Genomic DNA, 18,135 nt, shown 5'->3' on the forward strand with positions numbered 1-18,135 from the left:
TCCGGCCGCATCGGCAGCGCGAGCACGAGGGTGGGGGCACGACAGCACCATGGTTCAGGGCACGGTCCAGGTGACGCACGGCGGCGCTTCGCGGTGGCGGCGCCGCTCCGGTGAGTATCCGACGCTGACCGCCGCGCTCGCCGCCGCCGGCGACGGGGACGTGCTTTCCATCCCCCCGGGCACCTACCGGGAGAATCTGGTGCTGCACCACGCCGTCACCCTGCGCGGGCCGGAGGACGGCTCGGGTTCGGTGCGGATCGCGCCCCTCGACGGCGTGGCGCTGACCCTGCACGCCTCGGCCGTGGTGCATGACCTGTACCTGGAGGGCCAGGACCGGGCTGCGCCGGCGCTGCTGGTGGAGGACGGCTCGCCCGAGCTGACCGACCTGCGCGTGAGTACGCACTCGGCGGCCGGCATCGAGGTGCGCGGCCCCGGGGCCCGGCCGCTGGTGCGCCGCTGCACCGTCGAGAATCCGGCCGGCGTCGGGATCGCCGTACTGGACGGCGGCGGCGGGGTGTTCGAGGAGTGCGAGGTCGTGGCCTCGGGACAGACCGGGTTCTCGGTCCGCGGCGGAGGCCGGCCGCGTCTGGAGCGGTGCCGCATCCACCACTCCACCGGTGCCGGCATCGCGGTCACCGGAGAGGGCTCGGGCCTGGAGGCCCTGGGCTGTGAGGTCTACGAGGTCAGGGGCGCCGGGGTGCAGATCGCCGCGCGCGCCGCCGCCCGCCTCACCGACTGCGCGGTCCACCGGACCTCGGCCGACGGGGTCACCCTGGACACCGACGCCGTCCTCACCCTGGCCGGGTGCGACATCCACGACATCCCGGAGAACGCCGTCGACCTCCGGTCGCGTTCGGTGCTCACCCTCAGCCGCACCTCGGTGCGCCGCTTCGGGCGCAACGGCCTGTCCGTGTGGGACCCGGGCACCCGGGTGGATGCCGACTCCTGCGAGATCCACGACAGTACGGGCGACTATCCGGCGGTGTGGGTCAGCGACGGCGCCAGCGCCTCCCTGGACTCCTGCCGGGTCCACGATGTGCCGGACGCGCTGTTCGTCCTGGACCGCGGGTCGAGTGTCGACGTCACCGACAGCGACCTGTCCCAGGTCCGCAACACCGCGGTCTCGGTCAGCGACGGTGCCACGGCGCAGCTCGACGACTGCCGTGTCCGCGAAGCCGCCACCGGGGCGTGGTTCCGCGACCACGGCAGCGGCGGCACGCTCGCCGGCTGCACCATCGAGGCCGTACAGACCGGCGTGATCGTCACCAAGGGCGCCGATCCGACTTTGGAGCGCTGCACGGTCTCCTCCCCCGCCGAGGCCGGCTTCTACGTGTCGGCGGGCGGGCGCGGCACGTTCAAGGCCTGCCGGGTGACGGACAGTGCCGGCTTCGGCTTCCACATCCTCGACGGCTGCCGGACCACGCTGACGCGCTGTCACACGCAGCGGTGCTCCCGCGGCGGATACGAGTTTCCCGAGGACGGGCCCGTCGCCGAGGAGTGCACCTCCGACGGCTCCGGCCCGCGGTCGGCGGCGGCGTCGCCGCCGTCGGCATCGGCGTCGGCATCGGCGTCGGCGGCCCGGACGGCCCCGGGCGACGGCTTGACCGGGGCGCCGGGCGGCGTGCGTACGGTCACCGCGGCCCGCAGCCCTGCGGCGCAGCCGGCCCAGGCGGCCGCCGCGTCCGTGCCGCGGCCCGCGGATCCCGGGCCGGCCGGGGCCGCGGCTCCTGACGCCCGGCCGTCCGGAGCCGTGCTGGGGCAGCTCGACGCGCTGGTGGGCCTGGACAGCGTCAAACGCGAGGTGCGTGCCCTCACCGACATGATCGAGGTCGGCAGGCGGCGGCAGCAGGCGGGCCTCAAGGCCGCGTCGGTGCGCCGGCACCTGGTCTTCACCGGCTCCCCCGGCACCGGGAAGACCACGGTCGCGAGGCTGTACGGCGAGATCCTCGCCTCCCTCGGGGTGCTGGAGCGCGGGCACCTGGTCGAGGTGTCGCGCGTGGACCTGGTGGGCGAGCACATCGGCTCCACGGCGATCCGCACGCAGGAGGCCTTCGACCGGGCGCGCGGCGGGGTGCTGTTCATCGACGAGGCGTACGCGCTGGCCCCGGAGGACTCGGGCCGGGACTTCGGGCGCGAGGCGATCGACACGCTGGTGAAGCTGATGGAGGACCACCGGGACGCGGTGGTGGTGATCGTCGCCGGCTACACGGCGGAGATGGAACGCTTCCTGACCGTCAACCCGGGTGTGGCCTCGCGGTTCTCACGCACCATCGCCTTCGGCGACTACGGCCCGGGGGAACTGCTGCGGATCGTGGAACAGCAGGCGGAGGAGCACGAGTACCGCCTCGGGGAGGGCACCGCCGAGGCGCTGCTGGCGTATTTCACGGAGCTGCCCAAGGGTCCGGCCTTCGGCAACGGCCGCACCGCGCGCCAGACCTTCGAGTCGATGGTGGAGCGGCACGCGGGGCGGGTGGCCCAGCTGTCGGAGCCGAGCACGGACGAGCTCACCCTGCTGTTCCCGGCGGATCTGCCGACGCTGCCGGCCCCTTGCTGACAGCGGGGCGCTGTGCGGGTACGTCGGCGCGGGCCGCCGTGTCCAGCCGGGCGAGCAGGGCTGCGCGTTCGGCGGCGAAGGCGGGGTCCGCCTGGTAGTCGCTGTGGCCGAGGATCGGCGCGGGCAGCGGGTGGCGTGCGCTTCGTCCGTAGGCGAGGGGGTCGGCCAGCGGGCCGCGGTCCACTGCCGGTGAGGCGGGGCCGGGGAGCGCGGGGCCTCCGATGGGGTCGGTGGCCCGCCAGAGGTTGCGCCAGCAGTCGACGTCGCGGTGCAGGGCGGCGAGCGGGCCGGGGCCGAAGTAGGCGGGGAACCAGCGGCCGTAGAGGCGGGCGAGCGGGGATCCGTAGGTGAGCAGCGCGACGCGGCGGCGGGCGGGCGGCGGCAGCTGCCAGACGGCGGCGGCGGCGAGCACGCTGCCCTGCGAGTGGCCGGAGATCACCAGTCGGCCGCCGGTGCGGCCGGTCCACCCGGCCATCCGCCAGGTCAGGTCGGGGACGGCGCGCTCGGCGTAGCAGGGCGGGGCGAAGGGGTGGGCGGCGCGCGGCCAGAAGGTGCCGACGTCCCAGAGGATCCCTATGGTCCGCCGGGCGGCCGGGTCCCGGTAGGCGCGGCGGCCCCAGGCGGCGAAGAGGGCGATACCGAGTCCGATCAGCCAGGATCCGGCGTCCTGGGCTGCGCGGGCGGCGGTCTCCAGCAGCGGCGGGCCGCCGCGTGCGGCCTCGCCCGGGACACGCCCGCTGATCCAGGCTCCGGCCAGTGCGCCCGCGCCGAGCACCAGGGTGACCCCGGAGACGGCCGCGACGAACCAGGGCGCGGAGTCGGTGAGCGCGGCGGCCGTCCGTGCCCCGGCGATACGGCGGCTGCGCGCGGTGTCCGGGGTCTCCCCCGGGTATTCGTCCGCGACGGCCGCGGCGAGGCCGCGCCGGGCCCGGGCCGCACGTACCGCGAACCAGGCGGCGAGCAGCGCCAGGACGAGGAGCAGCGGGGGCAGGACGGCTGCCTGCCAGGACAGCAGCACGGGCGGGCCGGGCAGGGGTGCGCCGGCCATGCCGGGGGTGGCTCCTCCGTCCAGCCAGTCGGCGACGCGCTGGGCGACCCCGCCGGTCATGACCCCGCCGAGGGCGCAGCCCAGCATGGCGACGGCGGGGCCGCCGAGGCCGCGGAGGGCGGCCGCGGGATCGGGGGCCCTGCGGTACAGGTGGCGGGCGACGGCGGCGAGGGCGAGTACGCACAGGCCCTGGCCGAGCATGAGCACCCCGAAGGCGAAGTCCCCGGGGAGCCGTCCGGTGGATGTCCAGTCCGGGCGCGGGAGGCAGGCGTGCAGGAGGACGGCGGCGAGGAGGGCGAGGGCGGCTCCGGGCAGCAGGCTGACCGCGGCCCGGTCCAGGCGGTGGTCGGGGCGGTCCTCGCTGCGGCCGCGCCGGCAGACGACCCAGGCGACGGTGACGGCCCCGGCGGCGAGGAGGGCCTGGGTGATCCAGCCGAGGGCTTCGAGGGCGGGGGCGGCGGCCCCGGTGCGGCGGTCGTGGTCGGCGGTCGGCGCGGAGACGGCCACCGCGACGGTCAGCAGCCCGGCCGCGGTGTGCGCGGCCCGCAGCCGGGCCACGATGCGGCGCCCGTACCAGAATCCGGGGCGGCCGAGCGCGGGCGCGGTGGCGGAGGCGGTGTCCGGGTCGGCGGCGCCGGCGGGCGGCGGCTGGGATTCGTATGCGCTCCAGGTGCGGTTCGACAGGTACCAGAGCAGCCCGGTCAGTGCGGTGGGGACCAGTGCGCCGAGGGCGAGGCGGCGGCCGGGCTGGGACCACCAGCCGCCGCCTTCGGGGGCGAGGAAACCGAGCGGGGAGCCGGCGGCGGTGCAGGTCGCGGAGCCGGCGCACTGCCAGGCGGCGAGGTCGAGCGCGACCTCGCAGGCGGCGGCGATCAGCAGGACGGTCAGGCTGAGCGCGAGGATCCGGACGAGGACCCCGTACGTGCGCACCGCGCGCGGCGCGGGGTCGGCGCCGGGGCCGGTGGGGGCGGCGGGCCGGGCCCAGTGGGCGAGGTTGGCCACCATGAAGGGCAGGAGCAGCAGCCACAGGGCGCGGGCGCCGTTGCCGGAGGTGAGCCGGGACCAGCAGTAGGCCTCGGGGACGGGCAGGCCGGCGTACCGCTCGGGGTGGGCTTCGGCGTCGGCGTCCTCGGTGCGGCGGAACACGGCCGCGGTGGAGTCGCCGGTGACGCGCACGGTGCGGGGGTCGCCGAGGAGTTCGGCGGGGGATGCTCCGGCGACTCCGTGCACCAGGAGTTCGAGGGCGAGGGGCGGGTCGGTGTGGGGGCGGTCGGGCACGGAGGCCTCCGCTCGCGGGGGATGGGCGTCGTCGGCGCGGCACCACAGGCGCGGATCCAGCATCCCGCGCGGCGGCGGCGCTGCCCAGGCCCCGTCCGGGGGAATCCGCGGTCGGCGACCGGGACGGACAGGAAGTGGTGGGGCGGGAGTTGCGGTGGGGAATCGTGGGGAGACCGCGGCGGACTTCTCCGGGGCGCGCCGCTATGGTGGCGCGCGCACGTCCGCCGGAACATCCCCCTCAGGAGGTACCGCCATGGTTCGCCGACTCCGCCCGGTGGGGCTGGACTTCATCGATGACGCGCCGGTCCGGCTGGTGTTCGCCGCGCAGGCGTCGGCGCCGCCCGAGGCCGTCTACCACGCGCTCGCCGACGAGGTGGAGGGCTGGCCGCGCTGGTTCAGGGCGGTGACGCTGGCCCGCCCGCTGTACGGCGGGGCGGGCCGCGAGATCGGGCTGCTGGGCGGGGTGCGCATGCAGGAGACGGTCATGGCGGCGGAGCCCGAACGGCGTTACGCGTACCGGGTGGACACGACCAACGCGCCCGGTGTCCGGGCCCTGTTGGAGGAGTGGAGGCTCACTCCGGCCGGATCGGGCACGCACGTGCGCTGGACGTTCGCGGCGGACGGCCCGGCCGCGTTCCGCCTGGTCCTGACCGTCGCCCGGCCCGGCCTGGGCCACTCCTTCCGCACAGCCGTCCGTACGCTGGACGCCCGCCTCACCGCCCCCCGCGCGTCCGGCCGTTGACCCGGGGCGCGCCAGGCGGGCGTACTCCCAGGGGTCGTGCGCGCTGAAGACGGTGACCTCGTCCGGGTGGTCGCGGACGAGGTCGCGCAGCCGGTCGCGCGTCGCGGTGCGGGCCGCGGCGTCGGTCTGCGCGTCCTGCTGGACCGGTTCGAGGAGGGGATGGCCGAGGGCCGGGGTGTGCTCAAGCTCGCCGTGGTACATGTACGCGTCGCCTGCGTGCAGCAGCCACCTGGCGTGGTCGTCGCGCACGGCGACGCCCGCGTGCCCGGCCGAGTGGCCCGGCAGCGGCACCAGCAGCAGCTCGTGTCCCAGCCCCTGCGGCCGGGCCGCGCCGGGGAAGCCGAACCAGTTCGCGGGCCCGTCCGTGGTCGCGGGTGTCAGCCGCGGGCCGTGCGCCCGGTGGGCGGGCATGAAGCGGTCCAGGCTGTGCCGGTGGTGCGCGGCCGAGGGGTCGGTGACGGCCCGGTACTCGTCGGGGTGCACGTGCACCCGGGCGTGGGGGAAGTCCGCCAGGCCTCCGGTGTGGTCCCGGTGGAGGTGGGTGAGCACGATGTGCCGCACGTCCCGCGGGTCGTACCCGAGGCGGACGAGCTGGTGCAGGGCGCTCTCCCGCGGGTCCAGCACCGGCTGGGCGTGGGCCACCCAGTCCGCGCCCAGTGCCTGGTCGGGCCGGCGCAGGTCGTCGGTGCCGAGGCCGGTGTCGACGAGCACCAGCCCGTCCGCGTCGGTCTCGATGAGCAGGCAGTGGCAGACCGCGGGCAGCCCGCCGGGGTCGGCCACGGGGACCGGCGTCCCGGGGAGCGGTGGAACCGTGCGGAGCGAACCGCAGTTGAGATGATGGATGCGCACGAGGACCCCCTGGAGACGGACGGGCGGGCTGTTCGCAACGGACGTTAGGAGGGGCTTTCGTGACTCACCAAACGGTTGGCCACGCGCCGAAGGGCGCCCGGAACGGGCCGCCGGAAGGCACCCGGAACGACCCGCCGGCCGGCGGCCCTCTGGCGGACTGCCCGGACGGCTCCCTCGTCCCGCCGGCCGGGGAACCGCACTGTCCGGTCGACGTCACCCTCACCGCCCTGGGGGGCCGCTGGACGCCGCTGGTCCTGCGGGAGTTCCTGCGCCGCGGCCGGGCCTCGTACTCGGAGCTGTCGGGGGCGCTGCCGGCCCTGTCGGACAAGGTCCTCTCCGACCGGCTGGCCCAGTTGGCCCGGGCCGGCGTCATCGAGCGCCACCGCACGCCCGGCTGGCCGCCCCGGGTCAGCTACGTCCTCACCGGCCGGGGCCGCGCCCTGGAACCGGTGGTGGACAGCATGTGGGAGTGGGGCAGCAACTCCCGGTAGCGCCGGGGGTGTCGTCAAAGTAGCGTGCGTGCCGGGCCCCGCCACCCAGACGGGACTTCGACGACCCCCCACAGCGCCTGGTCAGGCGGTCGGTTCGCGCCAGACGCCGGTCGTCAGCAGCGTGTCGAGGGTCTCGGCGTACGGGGCGATGTCGAGGCCCTGCGCTGCCAGCCACTCGTCGGAGTAGTACTTGTCCAGGTAGCGGTCGCCCGGGTCGCAGAGCAGGGTGACGACGCTGCCGGTGCGGCCCTCCGCCACCATCTCCGAGACGATCTTCAGGGCGCTCCACAGGCCGGTGCCGGTCGAGCCGCCCGCCTTGCGCCCTATGGCCGTTTCGAGGGCGCGACAGGCGGCGACGGACGCCGCGTCGGGGACCTTCATCATCCGGTCGATGGCGCCCGGCACGAAGCTCGGCTCCATGCGCGGGCGGCCGATGCCCTCGATGCGCGAGCCGCAATCGCTGCTCGCGTCCGGGTCGTTGCGGGTCCAGCCGTCGAAGAAGCAGGAGTTCTCCGGGTCCGGGACGCAGACGCGGGTGTCGTGCTGCATGTAGTGCACGTACCGCGCGATGGTCGCGGAGGTGCCGCCGGTGCCGGCGGTCGCCACGATCCAGGCGGGCTCGGGGAACCGCTCCAGGCGCAGCTGCTGGTACATCGACTCGGCGATGTTGTTGTTGCCGCGCCAGTCCGTGGCCCGTTCCGCGTACGTGAACTGGTCCATGTAGTGGCCGCCGGTGCGGGCGGCGAGCCGCGCCGACTCCTCGTACATCTCCATCGGGTCGTCCACGAAGTGGCATTCGCCGCCGTGGAATTCGATCAGGCGGCACTTCTCGGGGCTGGTCGTGCGCGGCATGACCGCGATGAAGGGGACGCCGATCAGCTTGGCGAAGTACGCCTCGGAGACGGCGGTGGAGCCGGAGGAGGCCTCGATGACGGGCCGGCCGGGCCGGACCCAGCCGTTGCAGAGGGCGTAGAGGAACAGCGAGCGGGCGAGGCGGTGCTTGAGTGAGCCCGTCGGGTGCGTGGACTCGTCCTTGAGGTAGAGGTCGATGCCCCACGCCTCGGGGAGCGGGAACTTCAGCAGGTGGGTGTCCGCGGAGCGGTTGGCGTCGGCCTGGACCTTGCGCACGGCCTCTTTCAGCCAGACGCGGTAGTCCGCGTCGCTGCGGTCGACGTCGACGGTCGTGGCGGTCGTCCCGGACGTGCCGGTCGTCCCGGTGGTGGTTCCGGTGGCGGTTCCGGTGCCGTTGGTGCCGGTAGTGCCGGTGGTGCTCATGCGCCGCGCTCCTTCATGGGTCTACTTCGCCCCTCCTTTCGCAATGTACCCCTCTCACCTGCACAAACGGTCACTTTGGGTATCTATGCGGATCGCTTTCGGTCGCGATCGGTTGCACTGCGCGCCACGGTGGGTGACCCTGGTGGGGCATTACCGAGGGTGCAGCACCCGTAACACTCATGTCGGGGAGTCGCAGCCGTGATCAGTCATTCCCGCAGGCACTGCGTCGTCGAACTGCAGGCCTTGCCGTCGCGGATCGGCCAGATCCGCAGAATCGTCTCGGCCCAACTGCGCCACTGGCAGCTCGATCCGCTCATAGACCGGGCTGCGCTCGGCGTGACGGAGCTGCTGAGCAACGTCCACCGCCACGCGCAGCCGGACAAGACCTGCGTCGTCGAGATCGAGTTCCGGCTCGGGCGGCTGACGGTCTCGGTCGTCGACAGCGATCCGCGTCTTCCGGTTCTGCGCGCCGCGCCGGCCGGGCCGCTGGAGACCAGCGGTCGCGGGCTCGCCCTCGTGGAGGCGCTGAGTGAGGCCTGGGGGGTGCGCGAACGGCCCGACGGGCCGGGCAAGGCGGTCTGGTTCTCCCTGGCGGCCGCGCCCGCGCCGGTGGCGCCGACGCTCCCGGTCTCGATCGTGGCCCGGCCCGCGCGGGAGCCCCAGCGCACGGTGGTCGTGGCCGCCGATCCGGCGGGCGTGCCCGTGGCGCTGCCCCTGCCTGCGCCGGTGGCCGTCCGCCCCGGCTGACCGCGGCGGAGCGGCCGTGGCCGGCGCCGCGTGCCCGCCGGGGATCCCCCGGCGGTCAGGCACCTGTCCGCCGGGGGATCACGGGACGGTCAGGCGAGGGCCGCCAGCGGGTCGTCGAGCACGGGCTGCCAGGCCAGTTCCGCCGCGCCGACCAGGCTGTTGTGGTCCAGGGTGCAGGGCAGGATGGGCACGCCTCCGCTGCGGCCCCACAGGCTGCGGTCGGCGACGACCGCCCGGAGCCGTTCCGGGTCGGCGTGGAGCAGTTCGCGGTGCAGTCCGCCGAGGATGATCCGGTCCGGGTTCAGGATGTTGACCAGGCCTGCGAGGCCCAGGCCGAGCCGGTCGATCAGCTCCTCCGTGGCGGCCCGTACCGACGGCTCCCCCGGTTCCTGGCGCAGCAGGTCGCGGGCCTGCTGGAGCAGCGACACCTCGGGGCCGGGGCTCCGGCCGGCCGCGGTGAGGAAGGCCAGCGGGTCCGCCTCCACGTCCAGGCAGCCGCGGCCTCCGCAGTGGCAGGCCCGCCCTTCCGGGTTCACGGTGAGGTGGCCGACCTCCAGCGCCAGGCCGGAACTGCCGCTGTGCAGACGGCCGTCCAGGACCAGGGCCCCACCCACCCCGCGGTGCCCGGTGGCGACGCACAGCAGGTGCTGGGCGCTGCGGCCCGCGCCGTGCCGGTGCTCGGCGAGCGCGGCGAGGTTGACGTCGTTGCCGGTCAGGGCCGGTCCGTCGATCCCGGCCGCCTTCACGCACTCCGCGAAGATGTCCCGTACGGGTGAGCCGGCCGGCCAGGCGAGGTGCAGCGGGTTCAGGGCGGTGCCGTCCGGCTCGGCGACGGCCGAGGGGACCGCGAGGCCCGCGCCGACACATCGGCGGCCGCTGTCCGCGAGCAGTTCCGCGCCGGCCCGCACGACCGCGCCGAGTACCTGTGCCGGATCCGCGGAGACGGTGACCTTGCCGGGGGCGGTGGCCACGATCCGGCCGCCGAGCCCCACCAGGGCTGCCCGGAAGCCGTCCGAGTGCACCTGCGCGGCGAGCGCCACCGGCCCGTCCTCGGCCACCGAGAGGCGGTGCGAGGGGCGTCCCTGGGCTCCGCCGGTGCCTCCGGTGCCGCCCGAGGCGCCCGGGCGGGAGTCGACCCGGATCAGTCCCAGCGCTTCCAGCTCGGCCGCGACGGCGCCGGCGGTGGCACGGGTGACCCCCAGCTCGGCCGTCAGCACCGCACGGGTCGGGGCGCGGCCGGTGTGGACGAGCTCCAGCGCCGGACCGAGCGCGCCGCGGCCGCGTTCCAGCTTGGTACGCGTGCCGCTGTTCGACGCCGGTGGCGTGGTCGCGTCCCCCATGCGCGGTGGGACCCCGTTGCCGTTCATGGCATCGATCCTCGCATGATCGGAGGGTGCCGGACGCCGCCCCGGGGTGTCCGCGCACAGGAACACCGGCGCCCGCACGCCGCTACGGACGCTCAGAGTCCGGGGGCCCGGCCCAGGCCGCCGACCCTGAGCGTGATGTTGAGCCGCCCGGTCAGCCCGAGCGCCCGCGGACCGGTGCCCGGCAGGACCCTGGGCACTCCGTGGTAGGCCTGGCGGCTGGGGCCGCCGAAGACGAAGAGGTCGCCGCTGCGCAGCTCGACGTCCCGGTAGGGGCGTCCGCGCGAGGCGGTGTTCCCGAAGCGGAAGACGCAGCTGTCGCCGAGGCTGAGCGAGACCACGGGCGCAGGGGACTTCTCCTCCGCGTCGCGGTGCATGCCCATCCGGGCGTCCCCGTCGTAGAAGTTGATCAGCGCGATGTCGTAGGCGGCCGCGCCCGGCTGCGGCGGTGCCCCGTAGGCGGCGGCGACGGCGTCCCGGCCCAGCTCGGCCAGCCAGTCCGGCATCGGCTTGACCGGTTGCCCGTCCCCGTCGACGGCGGTGCGGGCGTAGCCGTACGGGTACCAGTGCAGGCCCAGGCACACCTGCCGGGCGGTCATCACCCCGCCGCCCGGGGTGCGCACGGTGCGCAGGCCCGCGGGCGGGCGGGCCCACGCGCGGCAGGCGGCCAGCAACTCGCCCTGCCGGCGCTCTCCGAGCCAGTCGGGCACGTGCACCGCGCCGGGGGCGATCACCGTCCGCTCGCGCGGGAAGAGTTCCCCGTCCACCCCTCCATTGTCGGCGCCGGGACTGCGAGACTCCCGGTATGGAGATCACCGCGTACGTGAAGACCCTCGCCCGGGAAGGCGAGCTGCTCGCCGACATGGCAGAACGAGCCGGTACGGATGCTTTCGTACCGTCCTGTCCGGGCTGGCATGTCACCGACCTGCTGCGGCACACCGGGTCGGTGCACCGCTGGGCCGCCGCCTACGTCGCGGAGGGGCGGCTGGAGCCGACGGGTTTCCCGGAGGCGCCGGAACTGGTCGGCGGCGAGCTCCTGGCGTGGTTCAGGGAGGGGCACGCGGATCTGGTGCGGACACTGACGCAGGCGCCGGACGACGTCCAGTGCTGGACCTTCCTCCCGACGGCCCCGCCGTCACCGGTGGCCTTCTGGGCCCGGCGGCAGGCCCATGAGACCACCGTGCACCGGATGGACGCGGAGACCGCGGCGGGGACCGTCTTCTCGCCGGTGGCGCCGGAGTTCGCGGAGGACGGGGTGGACGAGCTGCTGACCGGCTTCCACGCGCGGCCGCGCAGCCGGGTGCGGACTCCCGAGCCGCGGACGATGCGGATCCGTGCCGCCGACACGGGCGCGGTGTGGACCGTGCACCTGTCGCCGGCCCCGCCGCGCACGGTGCTGGGCGACCTGGGCGACGCGGTCGACTGCGAGGTCACCGGCGAGGCGTCCTGGCTGTACGAGGCGCTGTGGAACCGGACGCCCCTGGCGGGCCCCGGGGTGACGGGCGACCTGTCCCTGGCGGCACTGTGGATGGACACGGCCGGCATCTGAGCCCTCGGTGAGGCCGGGTGCGGCGGACGCCGCGCCCGGCGCCCGACGCCCACCCCCGGCGCGCACCGGCTCGGACCAGCGGTTATGGTCTCCTCCTCAACAAGATCACGGGGGTAGCAGATGTTCGGTTCCAGGGTGCGCGGCGCGGCGTTGGCCGCGGTGGTTCTGGCGGGGTTCGCGGTCTCCTGCTCTTCGGATCCGGCAGCGTCGGCCGGTGGGTCCTCGGCGGCTTCCGCGCCCGCCACGCCCTCCGCGTCCGCCGCGGACTCCGCGCCGTCGGCGTCCCCGCTGCCGGGGGCGGCGGAATCGGGTCCGGCCGCGCCCCCGGCGTCCCGCAGGCCCGCCACCGCCCCGCCCGGCACCCCGCCGCCGGAGAAGGTACGGGACGCCTTCGCGGGGCTGCAGGCGACGCTGGACGGCTCGTGCACGCCCTCCGAATGCGCCTACTTCCTCGGCCGGGTCTACGACGAACTCCACAGCCTGGACGCGGCGATGAAGGCGGACCCGAAGGGGCCCGGGCACTTCCCGGAACCGATCGCGCTGGTCGCCAAGCTCGACACGGAGCTGGGCGGCGACCGGAGCTTCCAGAACCTGAAGAAGCACCAGACCCTGCTGATCGGAACCCGGGACAAGATCAACACCTGGATGCAGGGCCACCCGGACGACTACCGCTGATCCGGCGGAACCGTCCGGGCGGGCGGAAGGCGCACATGTCCGGGCGCACGGCCGGGCGCAGGCCCAAACGCCCGGGCGTGAGGCCCGCGCGGCTGGTCCTTGCGGGGCGCAGCCGGCCCTTGATCGAGTGGCCGCGGCCTGACCGCCGGAGGACTCTCGACAGAGGGAGGAGGGTGGTCCGCGTGCATCGAAGGGCCTCGCCGTACACGGCCGCATCCGCCCTGCTCGTGGTCGCGCTCACCGGTGGCCCCGCGCCGGGGGCGTTCTCGGCCGACGACGACCGCGCGCAGCGCAGCGCCGCGGTACTCCGGGAGCTGGTGCCGTCCGCCGACGGCCCGGGGTGCGCGGCCGCGGTCGGTGAACGCGGTGAAGTCGTCTGGGAGGCGGGCAGGGGGAAGGCCGACCTGGCGACGGGGCGCGCCATCACCTCCGGGACGGTCTTCGACATGGCGTCCAATTCCAAGCAGTTCACCGCGGATGCCGTCCTCCTGCTGGCCGTACGGCATCGGCTCTCGCTGGACGACCCCCTGTCCGACTTCCTCGACGACCCGCCCGCCTGGACCCGGGAGGTCACGCTGGGGGATCTGATGCGCCACACCAGCGGCATCCCCGACTACCAGGACCTGTTGGAGGCCGAGGGCGTCGGGGTCACGGACCCGGCCGGCCAGTCGCAGGCGATCGCGGCCGTCCTCGCCTCGCGGCCGGAGGAACCGCCGGGCAGGCGGTTCTCGTACTCCAACTCCAACTACGTCCTGCCGGCCCATGTCGTCGAGAGGGTCACCGGAAGGCCGTTCCCGTCCTTCCTCCAGGAGGAGTTCTTCACCCCGCTGCACCTGCGCATGACGTCGGCCCCGGCGGCGGACGTCCCCGGGAAGGCGAAGTCGTACGACGAGAGGGACGGCGCCTTCACTCCCGAGTCCTCCCCCTGGAAGCAGTACGGCGACGGGTCCGTGCAGACCACGCCGGGGGAGATGGTCCGCTGGGCCGACAACCACCGCACCGGACGCGTCGGCGGCCCTGAACTGCTCGCCGGGGTCACGCGGGGGGCGGTCAGCGTGGGCGACGTGCTGCGCGGGCGCGGCATCGAGGCGGGGCGGTACGGGGCCGGGATGCTCCTCCTGCCCGACAACAGCCTGGTGCACCGCGGCGACTGGGAGCAGTTCCACAGCACCTTCAAGGTGAGCCCGGACCGGAACACCGCGGTCACCGTGGTCTGCAACACGCACTCGCCCGACCACTTCCGCGCGGCGAACCGGCTCCTGTCCATCTGGACCGGCTGACAGCCGCTGCCGTGTCCCGGCAGCCCGCCGCCGCCGGGCCGGATGGCGGCGGGCTGGGAGAATGGGGGGATGAACCCGGCTCCGGATCCGCGGTCCGCCGAGGAGGCGTGGGCGCGGCATGCCTGGGGGGACGTGTTCGAGATCCTGGCGGAGGCCGACCGCCGGCGGCCCCTGCCGCCCGACGGCCTGGAGCGGCTCGCCCTCGCCGCGCACCTGACCGGCCGGCGGCCCGAGAGCGGCGAGCTGTGGACCCGGGCCCACCACGCCTGGCTGACGCGCGGCGATGTGCCGCGGGCCGTGCACTGCGTGTTCTGGCTGGGGTTGGACCTGGTCCTCTCCGGTGAGTGGTCGCACGCCGCCGGCTGGATTGCGCGGGCTCGACGGCTCCTCGACGCCGAACAGGCGGACTGCGTGGAGGAGGGCTATCTGCTGGCGCTCCAGGGCCTGCAGGGGTACTTCGCCGGGGACATAGCGGACGCGGCAGACCTGTCCGAGCGGGCTTCGGCCTTCGCGACGCGGTTCGGGGACGCGGATCTGCTGAACTTCTCGATGGTCTCCGTCGGGGAGTGCCTGATCCGGCTGGGGCGGCCCGCGGAGGGGGTCGCCCTGCTCGACGAGGCCATGGTCGCCGTGACGGCCGGCGAGGTGTCCCCCATCGTGTCCGGCCTGGCCTACTGCGCGGTCATCGCGGCCTGCCACGAGGTGTTCGACCTGCGCCGGGCCCGTGAGTGGACGGCTGCGCTGTCCCGGTGGTGCTCGGCGCAGCAGCAGCTGGTCCCGTACCGCGGGATCTGTCTGGCCCATCGCGTCGAGATCATGCAATTGCACGGGGACTGGGCGGACGCCCTGGACGAGGCCGACCGCGCGTGCCGGTGGATGCGGTCGGCGCCGGCAGCCGAGTCCGCAGACGCCGCGTACTACCAGCTCGGCGAGCTCCACCGGGTGCGCGGGGAGTACGAGGAGGCGCGCCGGGCCTACCGGGAGGCGAGCCGGCTGGGCCACACCGCGCAGCCCGGAGTCGCGCTGTCGCTGCTGGCGACCGGGGAGGTGGAGGCGGCCGACGCGGCGATCCGCACCGCTCTCGACGCCGCCGGCGACCGCAACGCGCGCTGCCGGATCCTGCCGGCCTTCGTGGAGGTCATGCTGGCCGCGGCCAGGGTCGAGGAGGCGCGGAGCGCCGCGCGGGAGCTGGCGGGGGCGGCCGAGGCCCTGGAGTCCCCACTGCTGGACGCGGTCGCCGCCCGGGCGCGGGGCGCCGTGCTCGTGGCGTCCGGTGACTCTCGCGCCGCGCAGGCGCTGCTCGGCCGTGCGGTGGCGACGTTCCGCGAGCTCGACGCCCCGTACGAGGCCGCCCGGACCCGGCTGCTGATCGGTCTGTCCTGCCGGGAGAGCGGTGACGAGGTCACGGCGCGGCTGGAGATCGAGGCCGCCATGGCGGTGTTCCGGGCGCTGGGGGCGGCTCCGGACCTGGTGCGGGCCGAGGAACTCGCCCTCAAGGCCGCCGGCCGGGCCGCGGGGCTGCTCACGGCCCGTGAGCGGGAGGTGCTACGGCATGTCGCGGTGGGCAAGTCGAACCGGGCCGTGGCCGACGACCTGTTCCTGAGCGAGAAGACGGTCGCCCGTCACCTGGGCAACATCTTCGCCAAGCTCGGCGTGGCGTCCCGGACCGCGGCCACGGCGTACGCGCACCGGCACGGCCTCGTCTGACACGCGGCCGGGGCCAGGGCCGGCAGGGTCGGGGGCGGCAGGGGCGGGGGCGGGGACCGGGCATGGGAGGAATTGCCCAGTTCCCGGAGTGGTCGTTCTGCGGACGCGGCGGCCCGGGCCCGGCGCCTAGCGTGTGTCGCGTACGCGGACCGGCCCAGACGGGGCACAGCACGCGTACGCGTACGGAGAGGCGGATCGTCATGACGAACCGGACCTACGACGCCATCGTCGTCGGGGCACGCTGTGCCGGCGCGCCCACCGCGATGCTGCTGGCCCGCCGGGGCTACCGGGTGCTGCTGGTCGACCGGGCGGTGTTCCCGAGCGACACGGTCTCCACCCATCTCGTCCACCCGCCCGGCCTGGCCGCCCTGGACCGGTGGGGGCTGCTCTCCCGGGTCCTGGGCAGCGGCTGCCCCGCGATCGACACGTACTCCTTCGACTTCGGGCCCTTCACCATCGAAGGCTCCCCCGCCGGCGACGGGTGCGAGGCGTCCTACGCCCCGCGGCGTACGGTCCTGGACCAGGTCCTCGTCGACGCCGCGCGGGAGGCCGGGGCGGAGGTCCGCGAGGGATTCGGCGTGGAGGACCTCGTGATCGAGGGCGACACGGTGGCGGGGATCCGCGGGCACGGCCCGGGCGGCGGCGCCCGTACCACCGAGTACGCGCGTGTCGTCGTCGGTGCGGACGGGATCAACTCGCTCGTCGCCAAGGCCGTCGGCGCCGAGGAGTACGCGCAGAAGCCGAAGCTCCAGTGCGGCTACTACGCCTACTGGAGCGGGCTGCCGATGCGCGGCCGCTTCGAGACGTACGTCCGGCCCGACCGCGCCTTCGCCGCGTGGCCGACGAACGACGACCGGACGGTGGTCATCTGCGGGCTCCCGATGCGCGACTTCGCGGCCAACCGGGCGGACGTCGAAGCCGGTTACCTGGCCACGATCGCCCTGGTCCCGTCGTTCGCGGAACGGGCCGCGTCCGCCACCCGTGAGACGCGCCTCGTGGGGTCGGCGGTACCGAACTTCTTCCGCAAGCCGTACGGCCCGGGCTGGGCGCTGGTCGGAGACGCCGGGTACCTCAAGGACTTCATCACCGCCCAGGGCATCCAGGACGCCTTCCGCGACGCCGAGTTGTGCGTGCGGGCGCTCGACGAGACCTTCACCGGCCGGCGGAGCTTCGACGCGGCCATGCGGGACTATCAGGCGAGCAGGGACGAACGGGTTCTGCCGATGTACGAGTTCACCACCGAGCTGGCCACGCTGGACCCCCCGCCGCCGGAACTGGGCCGACTCCTCGCCGCGGTGTCCGGGAACGGACCGGCCATGGACGCCTTCGCCCGGGTCACGGCGGGCGTCACCTCGCCCGCCGAGTTCTTCGCGCCGGACAACGTGTCCCGAATCCTGGCACACGCGCCCTCGGCGCCCGCGCAGGCGGCGTGACCGTCGCCGGTGCGGGCGGGGCGTGGCGGCGGTGTTCAGCCGATGGTGGCGGCGTGGGTGGTCTGGGAGGTGTACTTCCAGGTCGGGCCGGCGTTCCACGGGTTGGGCATGACCGTGTCCGTGGCGTAGGCGTAGCCCGCACCGCGGTCGAAGGCGGTGCGGAGGGTGGCGCGCATCGCGTCGTCGCCGGGGACGTCGTGGACGAGGTGCCAGAAGGCCGTGCCGCTCGGGTCGAGTTCGGCGCCGGGGCGGTAGCCGGAGTCGTGGTCGAAGACGTTGCCGCCGAGCCAGCCGGCGCCGGTGTACGCCGCGTACGTGTCCTCGTAGGTGACGAAGACGTCCGCGGTCCGGCGGGCGGGGTCCAGGTAGCAGTCGGCTATGGCGGTGCCCGGGTTGTTGACGACGAGGTCGGGGACGGCGGGGTCGGCCGCGTTCATGGTGTCCTGGACGTAGCGGCGCAGCTCGGCGTAGTGGTCACGGGTGGCGTCGGCGGGGCCGCAGTCGCGGCTGACCACGTCGAAGAAGATGCCGTCGACGTGGAGGCGGCCGTCGGGGGTCTTGAGGTAGTTGTCGACGGAGGCCTTGACGGCGGCGATGTCGCGGTTGCCGTGGTCGGTGTGCACGTACCCGAGGACTTTCGTCCGCTCGCCGGTGGAGGTGGTGCGGGCGCGGAGGGCGTCGGCGCGGGCCCGCCAGGGGGCGTCGAAGGGGGCGTCGCCGTTTCCCGGGTTCAGCACGACCACCGAGGGCGCCGGGGCGGTCCGGGTGAGGTCGGTCAGCATGCGGTCGTTCGCCATCACGTAGGCGGGTACGCCGATCTCCAGGCCCCGGACGCCGGGCAACCGGGGCGTCGGGGTGGCCGCCGGGGCGGACCCGGCCGCCGCTTCGCGCTGCGGCGTCGCGGTCGAGGGCACCGGCGCCGGCGCGGCCAGTAAGACGGTGGCCAGGACCGCGTACAGGGCCTTCTCGGCGCGAGGCATGAACGTTTCCTCCGGTGGAGGCGGGCGGGGGCTCCCGAGGAACACTAGACGGGCGGCCCATCCCCCACGGCTGAACCTCCTGTATTGGCGTGAGGAACAGCAGAGCGAGCCATCGCCCCATCATGTGAATTCCCGCGAGGACGTCCCGCTCCCGGGCCCTCCA

The 18,135-nt window shown here is 74.8% G+C and carries 14 protein-coding genes and 1 pseudogene; 9 read left to right on the forward strand and 6 right to left on the reverse strand.

Annotated features, from left to right (window positions below):
• Positions 1 to 49: 49 nt before the first annotated feature.
• Positions 50 to 2,554 carry a right-handed parallel beta-helix repeat-containing protein gene (locus BSL84_RS03740; protein WP_075969799.1) on the forward strand — a complete coding sequence of 835 codons (2,505 nt, stop codon included), beginning with the start codon at positions 50 to 52 and terminating at the stop codon, positions 2,552 to 2,554.
• On the opposite strand, the gene BSL84_RS03745 is transcribed toward BSL84_RS03740, so the two are convergent.
• Positions 2,505 to 4,943, reverse strand: coding sequence for a hypothetical protein (locus BSL84_RS03745; RefSeq protein WP_420711216.1), 2,439 nt, complete (start codon positions 4,941 to 4,943; stop codon positions 2,505 to 2,507). The genes BSL84_RS03740 and BSL84_RS03745 overlap by 50 nt on opposite strands.
• A gap of 190 nt (positions 4,944 to 5,133) precedes the next feature.
• Here BSL84_RS03745 and BSL84_RS03750 point away from each other — a divergent pair, with 190 nt between their 5' ends.
• A complete protein-coding gene (locus BSL84_RS03750; protein WP_045323519.1) occupies positions 5,134 to 5,622 on the forward strand; it encodes an SRPBCC family protein in 489 nt (162 codons plus the stop codon).
• Between the two features lie 123 nt (positions 5,623 to 5,745).
• Here the strand turns inward: BSL84_RS03750 and BSL84_RS03755 are convergent.
• Positions 5,746 to 6,471 (reverse strand): annotated as a pseudogene (locus BSL84_RS03755) (MBL fold metallo-hydrolase); the annotation flags it as partial.
• A 59-nt stretch (positions 6,472 to 6,530) separates the two neighbouring features.
• On the opposite strand from BSL84_RS03755, the gene BSL84_RS03760 reads away from it, so the two are divergent.
• Positions 6,531 to 6,962, forward strand: a complete 432-nt coding sequence (locus BSL84_RS03760; RefSeq protein ID WP_075969800.1) for a winged helix-turn-helix transcriptional regulator — start codon at positions 6,531 to 6,533, stop codon at positions 6,960 to 6,962.
• Positions 6,963 to 7,043: 81 nt separating this feature from the next.
• On the opposite strand, the gene BSL84_RS03765 is transcribed toward BSL84_RS03760, so the two are convergent.
• Positions 7,044 to 8,237, reverse strand: coding sequence for a PLP-dependent cysteine synthase family protein (locus BSL84_RS03765; protein ID WP_075969801.1), 1,194 nt, complete (start codon positions 8,235 to 8,237; stop codon positions 7,044 to 7,046).
• Positions 8,238 to 8,435: 198 nt separating this feature from the next.
• Between BSL84_RS03765 and BSL84_RS03770 the strand changes: the two genes are divergently transcribed.
• On the forward strand, positions 8,436 to 8,984 hold the full coding sequence (locus tag BSL84_RS03770; protein ID WP_075969802.1) for an ATP-binding protein: 549 nt from the start codon (positions 8,436 to 8,438) through the stop codon (positions 8,982 to 8,984).
• A gap of 89 nt (positions 8,985 to 9,073) precedes the next feature.
• Here BSL84_RS03770 and BSL84_RS03775 read toward each other — a convergent pair whose 3' ends face one another.
• Together BSL84_RS03775 and BSL84_RS03780 are read right to left on the reverse strand one after the other, a co-directional pair.
• Entirely contained in the window at positions 9,074 to 10,351 is a 1,278-nt protein-coding gene (locus tag BSL84_RS03775; protein ID WP_075969803.1) for an ROK family protein, read from the reverse strand.
• A gap of 92 nt (positions 10,352 to 10,443) precedes the next feature.
• Complete coding sequence (locus BSL84_RS03780) at positions 10,444 to 11,115, reverse strand: alpha-ketoglutarate-dependent dioxygenase AlkB family protein (protein WP_075969804.1); 672 nt, start codon at positions 11,113 to 11,115, stop codon at positions 10,444 to 10,446.
• A gap of 38 nt (positions 11,116 to 11,153) precedes the next feature.
• Here BSL84_RS03780 and BSL84_RS03785 point away from each other — a divergent pair, with 38 nt between their 5' ends.
• From BSL84_RS03785 to BSL84_RS03805, 5 genes are all read left to right on the forward strand, one after another.
• Complete coding sequence (locus BSL84_RS03785; protein WP_045323511.1) at positions 11,154 to 11,897, forward strand: maleylpyruvate isomerase family mycothiol-dependent enzyme; 744 nt, start codon at positions 11,154 to 11,156, stop codon at positions 11,895 to 11,897.
• Positions 11,898 to 12,017: 120 nt separating this feature from the next.
• Positions 12,018 to 12,572 carry a hypothetical protein gene (locus BSL84_RS03790; RefSeq protein ID WP_045323510.1) on the forward strand — a complete coding sequence of 185 codons (555 nt, stop codon included), beginning with the start codon at positions 12,018 to 12,020 and terminating at the stop codon, positions 12,570 to 12,572.
• 182 nt (positions 12,573 to 12,754) lie between these two features.
• A complete protein-coding gene (locus BSL84_RS03795) occupies positions 12,755 to 13,852 on the forward strand; it encodes a serine hydrolase domain-containing protein (RefSeq protein ID WP_075969805.1) in 1,098 nt (365 codons plus the stop codon).
• Between the two features lie 69 nt (positions 13,853 to 13,921).
• Positions 13,922 to 15,559, forward strand: a complete 1,638-nt coding sequence (locus BSL84_RS03800) for a helix-turn-helix transcriptional regulator (RefSeq protein ID WP_075969806.1) — start codon at positions 13,922 to 13,924, stop codon at positions 15,557 to 15,559.
• A 200-nt stretch (positions 15,560 to 15,759) separates the two neighbouring features.
• Positions 15,760 to 16,992: an NAD(P)/FAD-dependent oxidoreductase gene (locus BSL84_RS03805; RefSeq protein ID WP_075969807.1), complete on the forward strand. Its 1,233-nt coding sequence runs from the start codon at positions 15,760 to 15,762 to the stop codon at positions 16,990 to 16,992.
• Positions 16,993 to 17,027: 35 nt separating this feature from the next.
• Here the strand turns inward: BSL84_RS03805 and BSL84_RS03810 are convergent, their stop codons facing one another.
• Complete coding sequence (locus BSL84_RS03810; protein WP_234308542.1) at positions 17,028 to 17,972, reverse strand: spherulation-specific family 4 protein; 945 nt, start codon at positions 17,970 to 17,972, stop codon at positions 17,028 to 17,030.
• Between the last annotated feature and the right edge of the window lie 163 nt (positions 17,973 to 18,135).

The organism is Streptomyces sp. TN58 (genome assembly GCF_001941845.1).
GTDB lineage: Bacteria > Actinomycetota > Actinomycetes > Streptomycetales > Streptomycetaceae > Streptomyces.

Excerpts from the sequence above, each read along its gene's own strand:
- BSL84_RS03750 (WP_045323519.1), top strand. The coding sequence starts at position 5,134 with ATGGTTCGCCGACTCCGCCCGGTGGGGCTGGACTTCATCGATGACGCG.
- BSL84_RS03740 (WP_075969799.1), top strand. The coding sequence starts at position 50 with ATGGTTCAGGGCACGGTCCAGGTGACGCACGGCGGCGCTTCGCGGTGG.
- BSL84_RS03785 (WP_045323511.1), top strand. The coding sequence starts at position 11,154 with ATGGAGATCACCGCGTACGTGAAGACCCTCGCCCGGGAAGGCGAGCTG.
- BSL84_RS03800 (WP_075969806.1), top strand. The coding sequence starts at position 13,922 with ATGAACCCGGCTCCGGATCCGCGGTCCGCCGAGGAGGCGTGGGCGCGG.
- BSL84_RS03775 (WP_075969803.1), bottom strand. The coding sequence starts at position 10,351 with ATGAACGGCAACGGGGTCCCACCGCGCATGGGGGACGCGACCACGCCA.
- BSL84_RS03745 (WP_420711216.1), bottom strand. The coding sequence starts at position 4,943 with ATGCTGGATCCGCGCCTGTGGTGCCGCGCCGACGACGCCCATCCCCCG.
- BSL84_RS03810 (WP_234308542.1), bottom strand. The coding sequence starts at position 17,972 with ATGCCTCGCGCCGAGAAGGCCCTGTACGCGGTCCTGGCCACCGTCTTA.
- BSL84_RS03790 (WP_045323510.1), top strand. The coding sequence starts at position 12,018 with ATGTTCGGTTCCAGGGTGCGCGGCGCGGCGTTGGCCGCGGTGGTTCTG.
- BSL84_RS03765 (WP_075969801.1), bottom strand. The coding sequence starts at position 8,237 with ATGAGCACCACCGGCACTACCGGCACCAACGGCACCGGAACCGCCACC.
- BSL84_RS03805 (WP_075969807.1), top strand. The coding sequence starts at position 15,760 with ATGACGAACCGGACCTACGACGCCATCGTCGTCGGGGCACGCTGTGCC.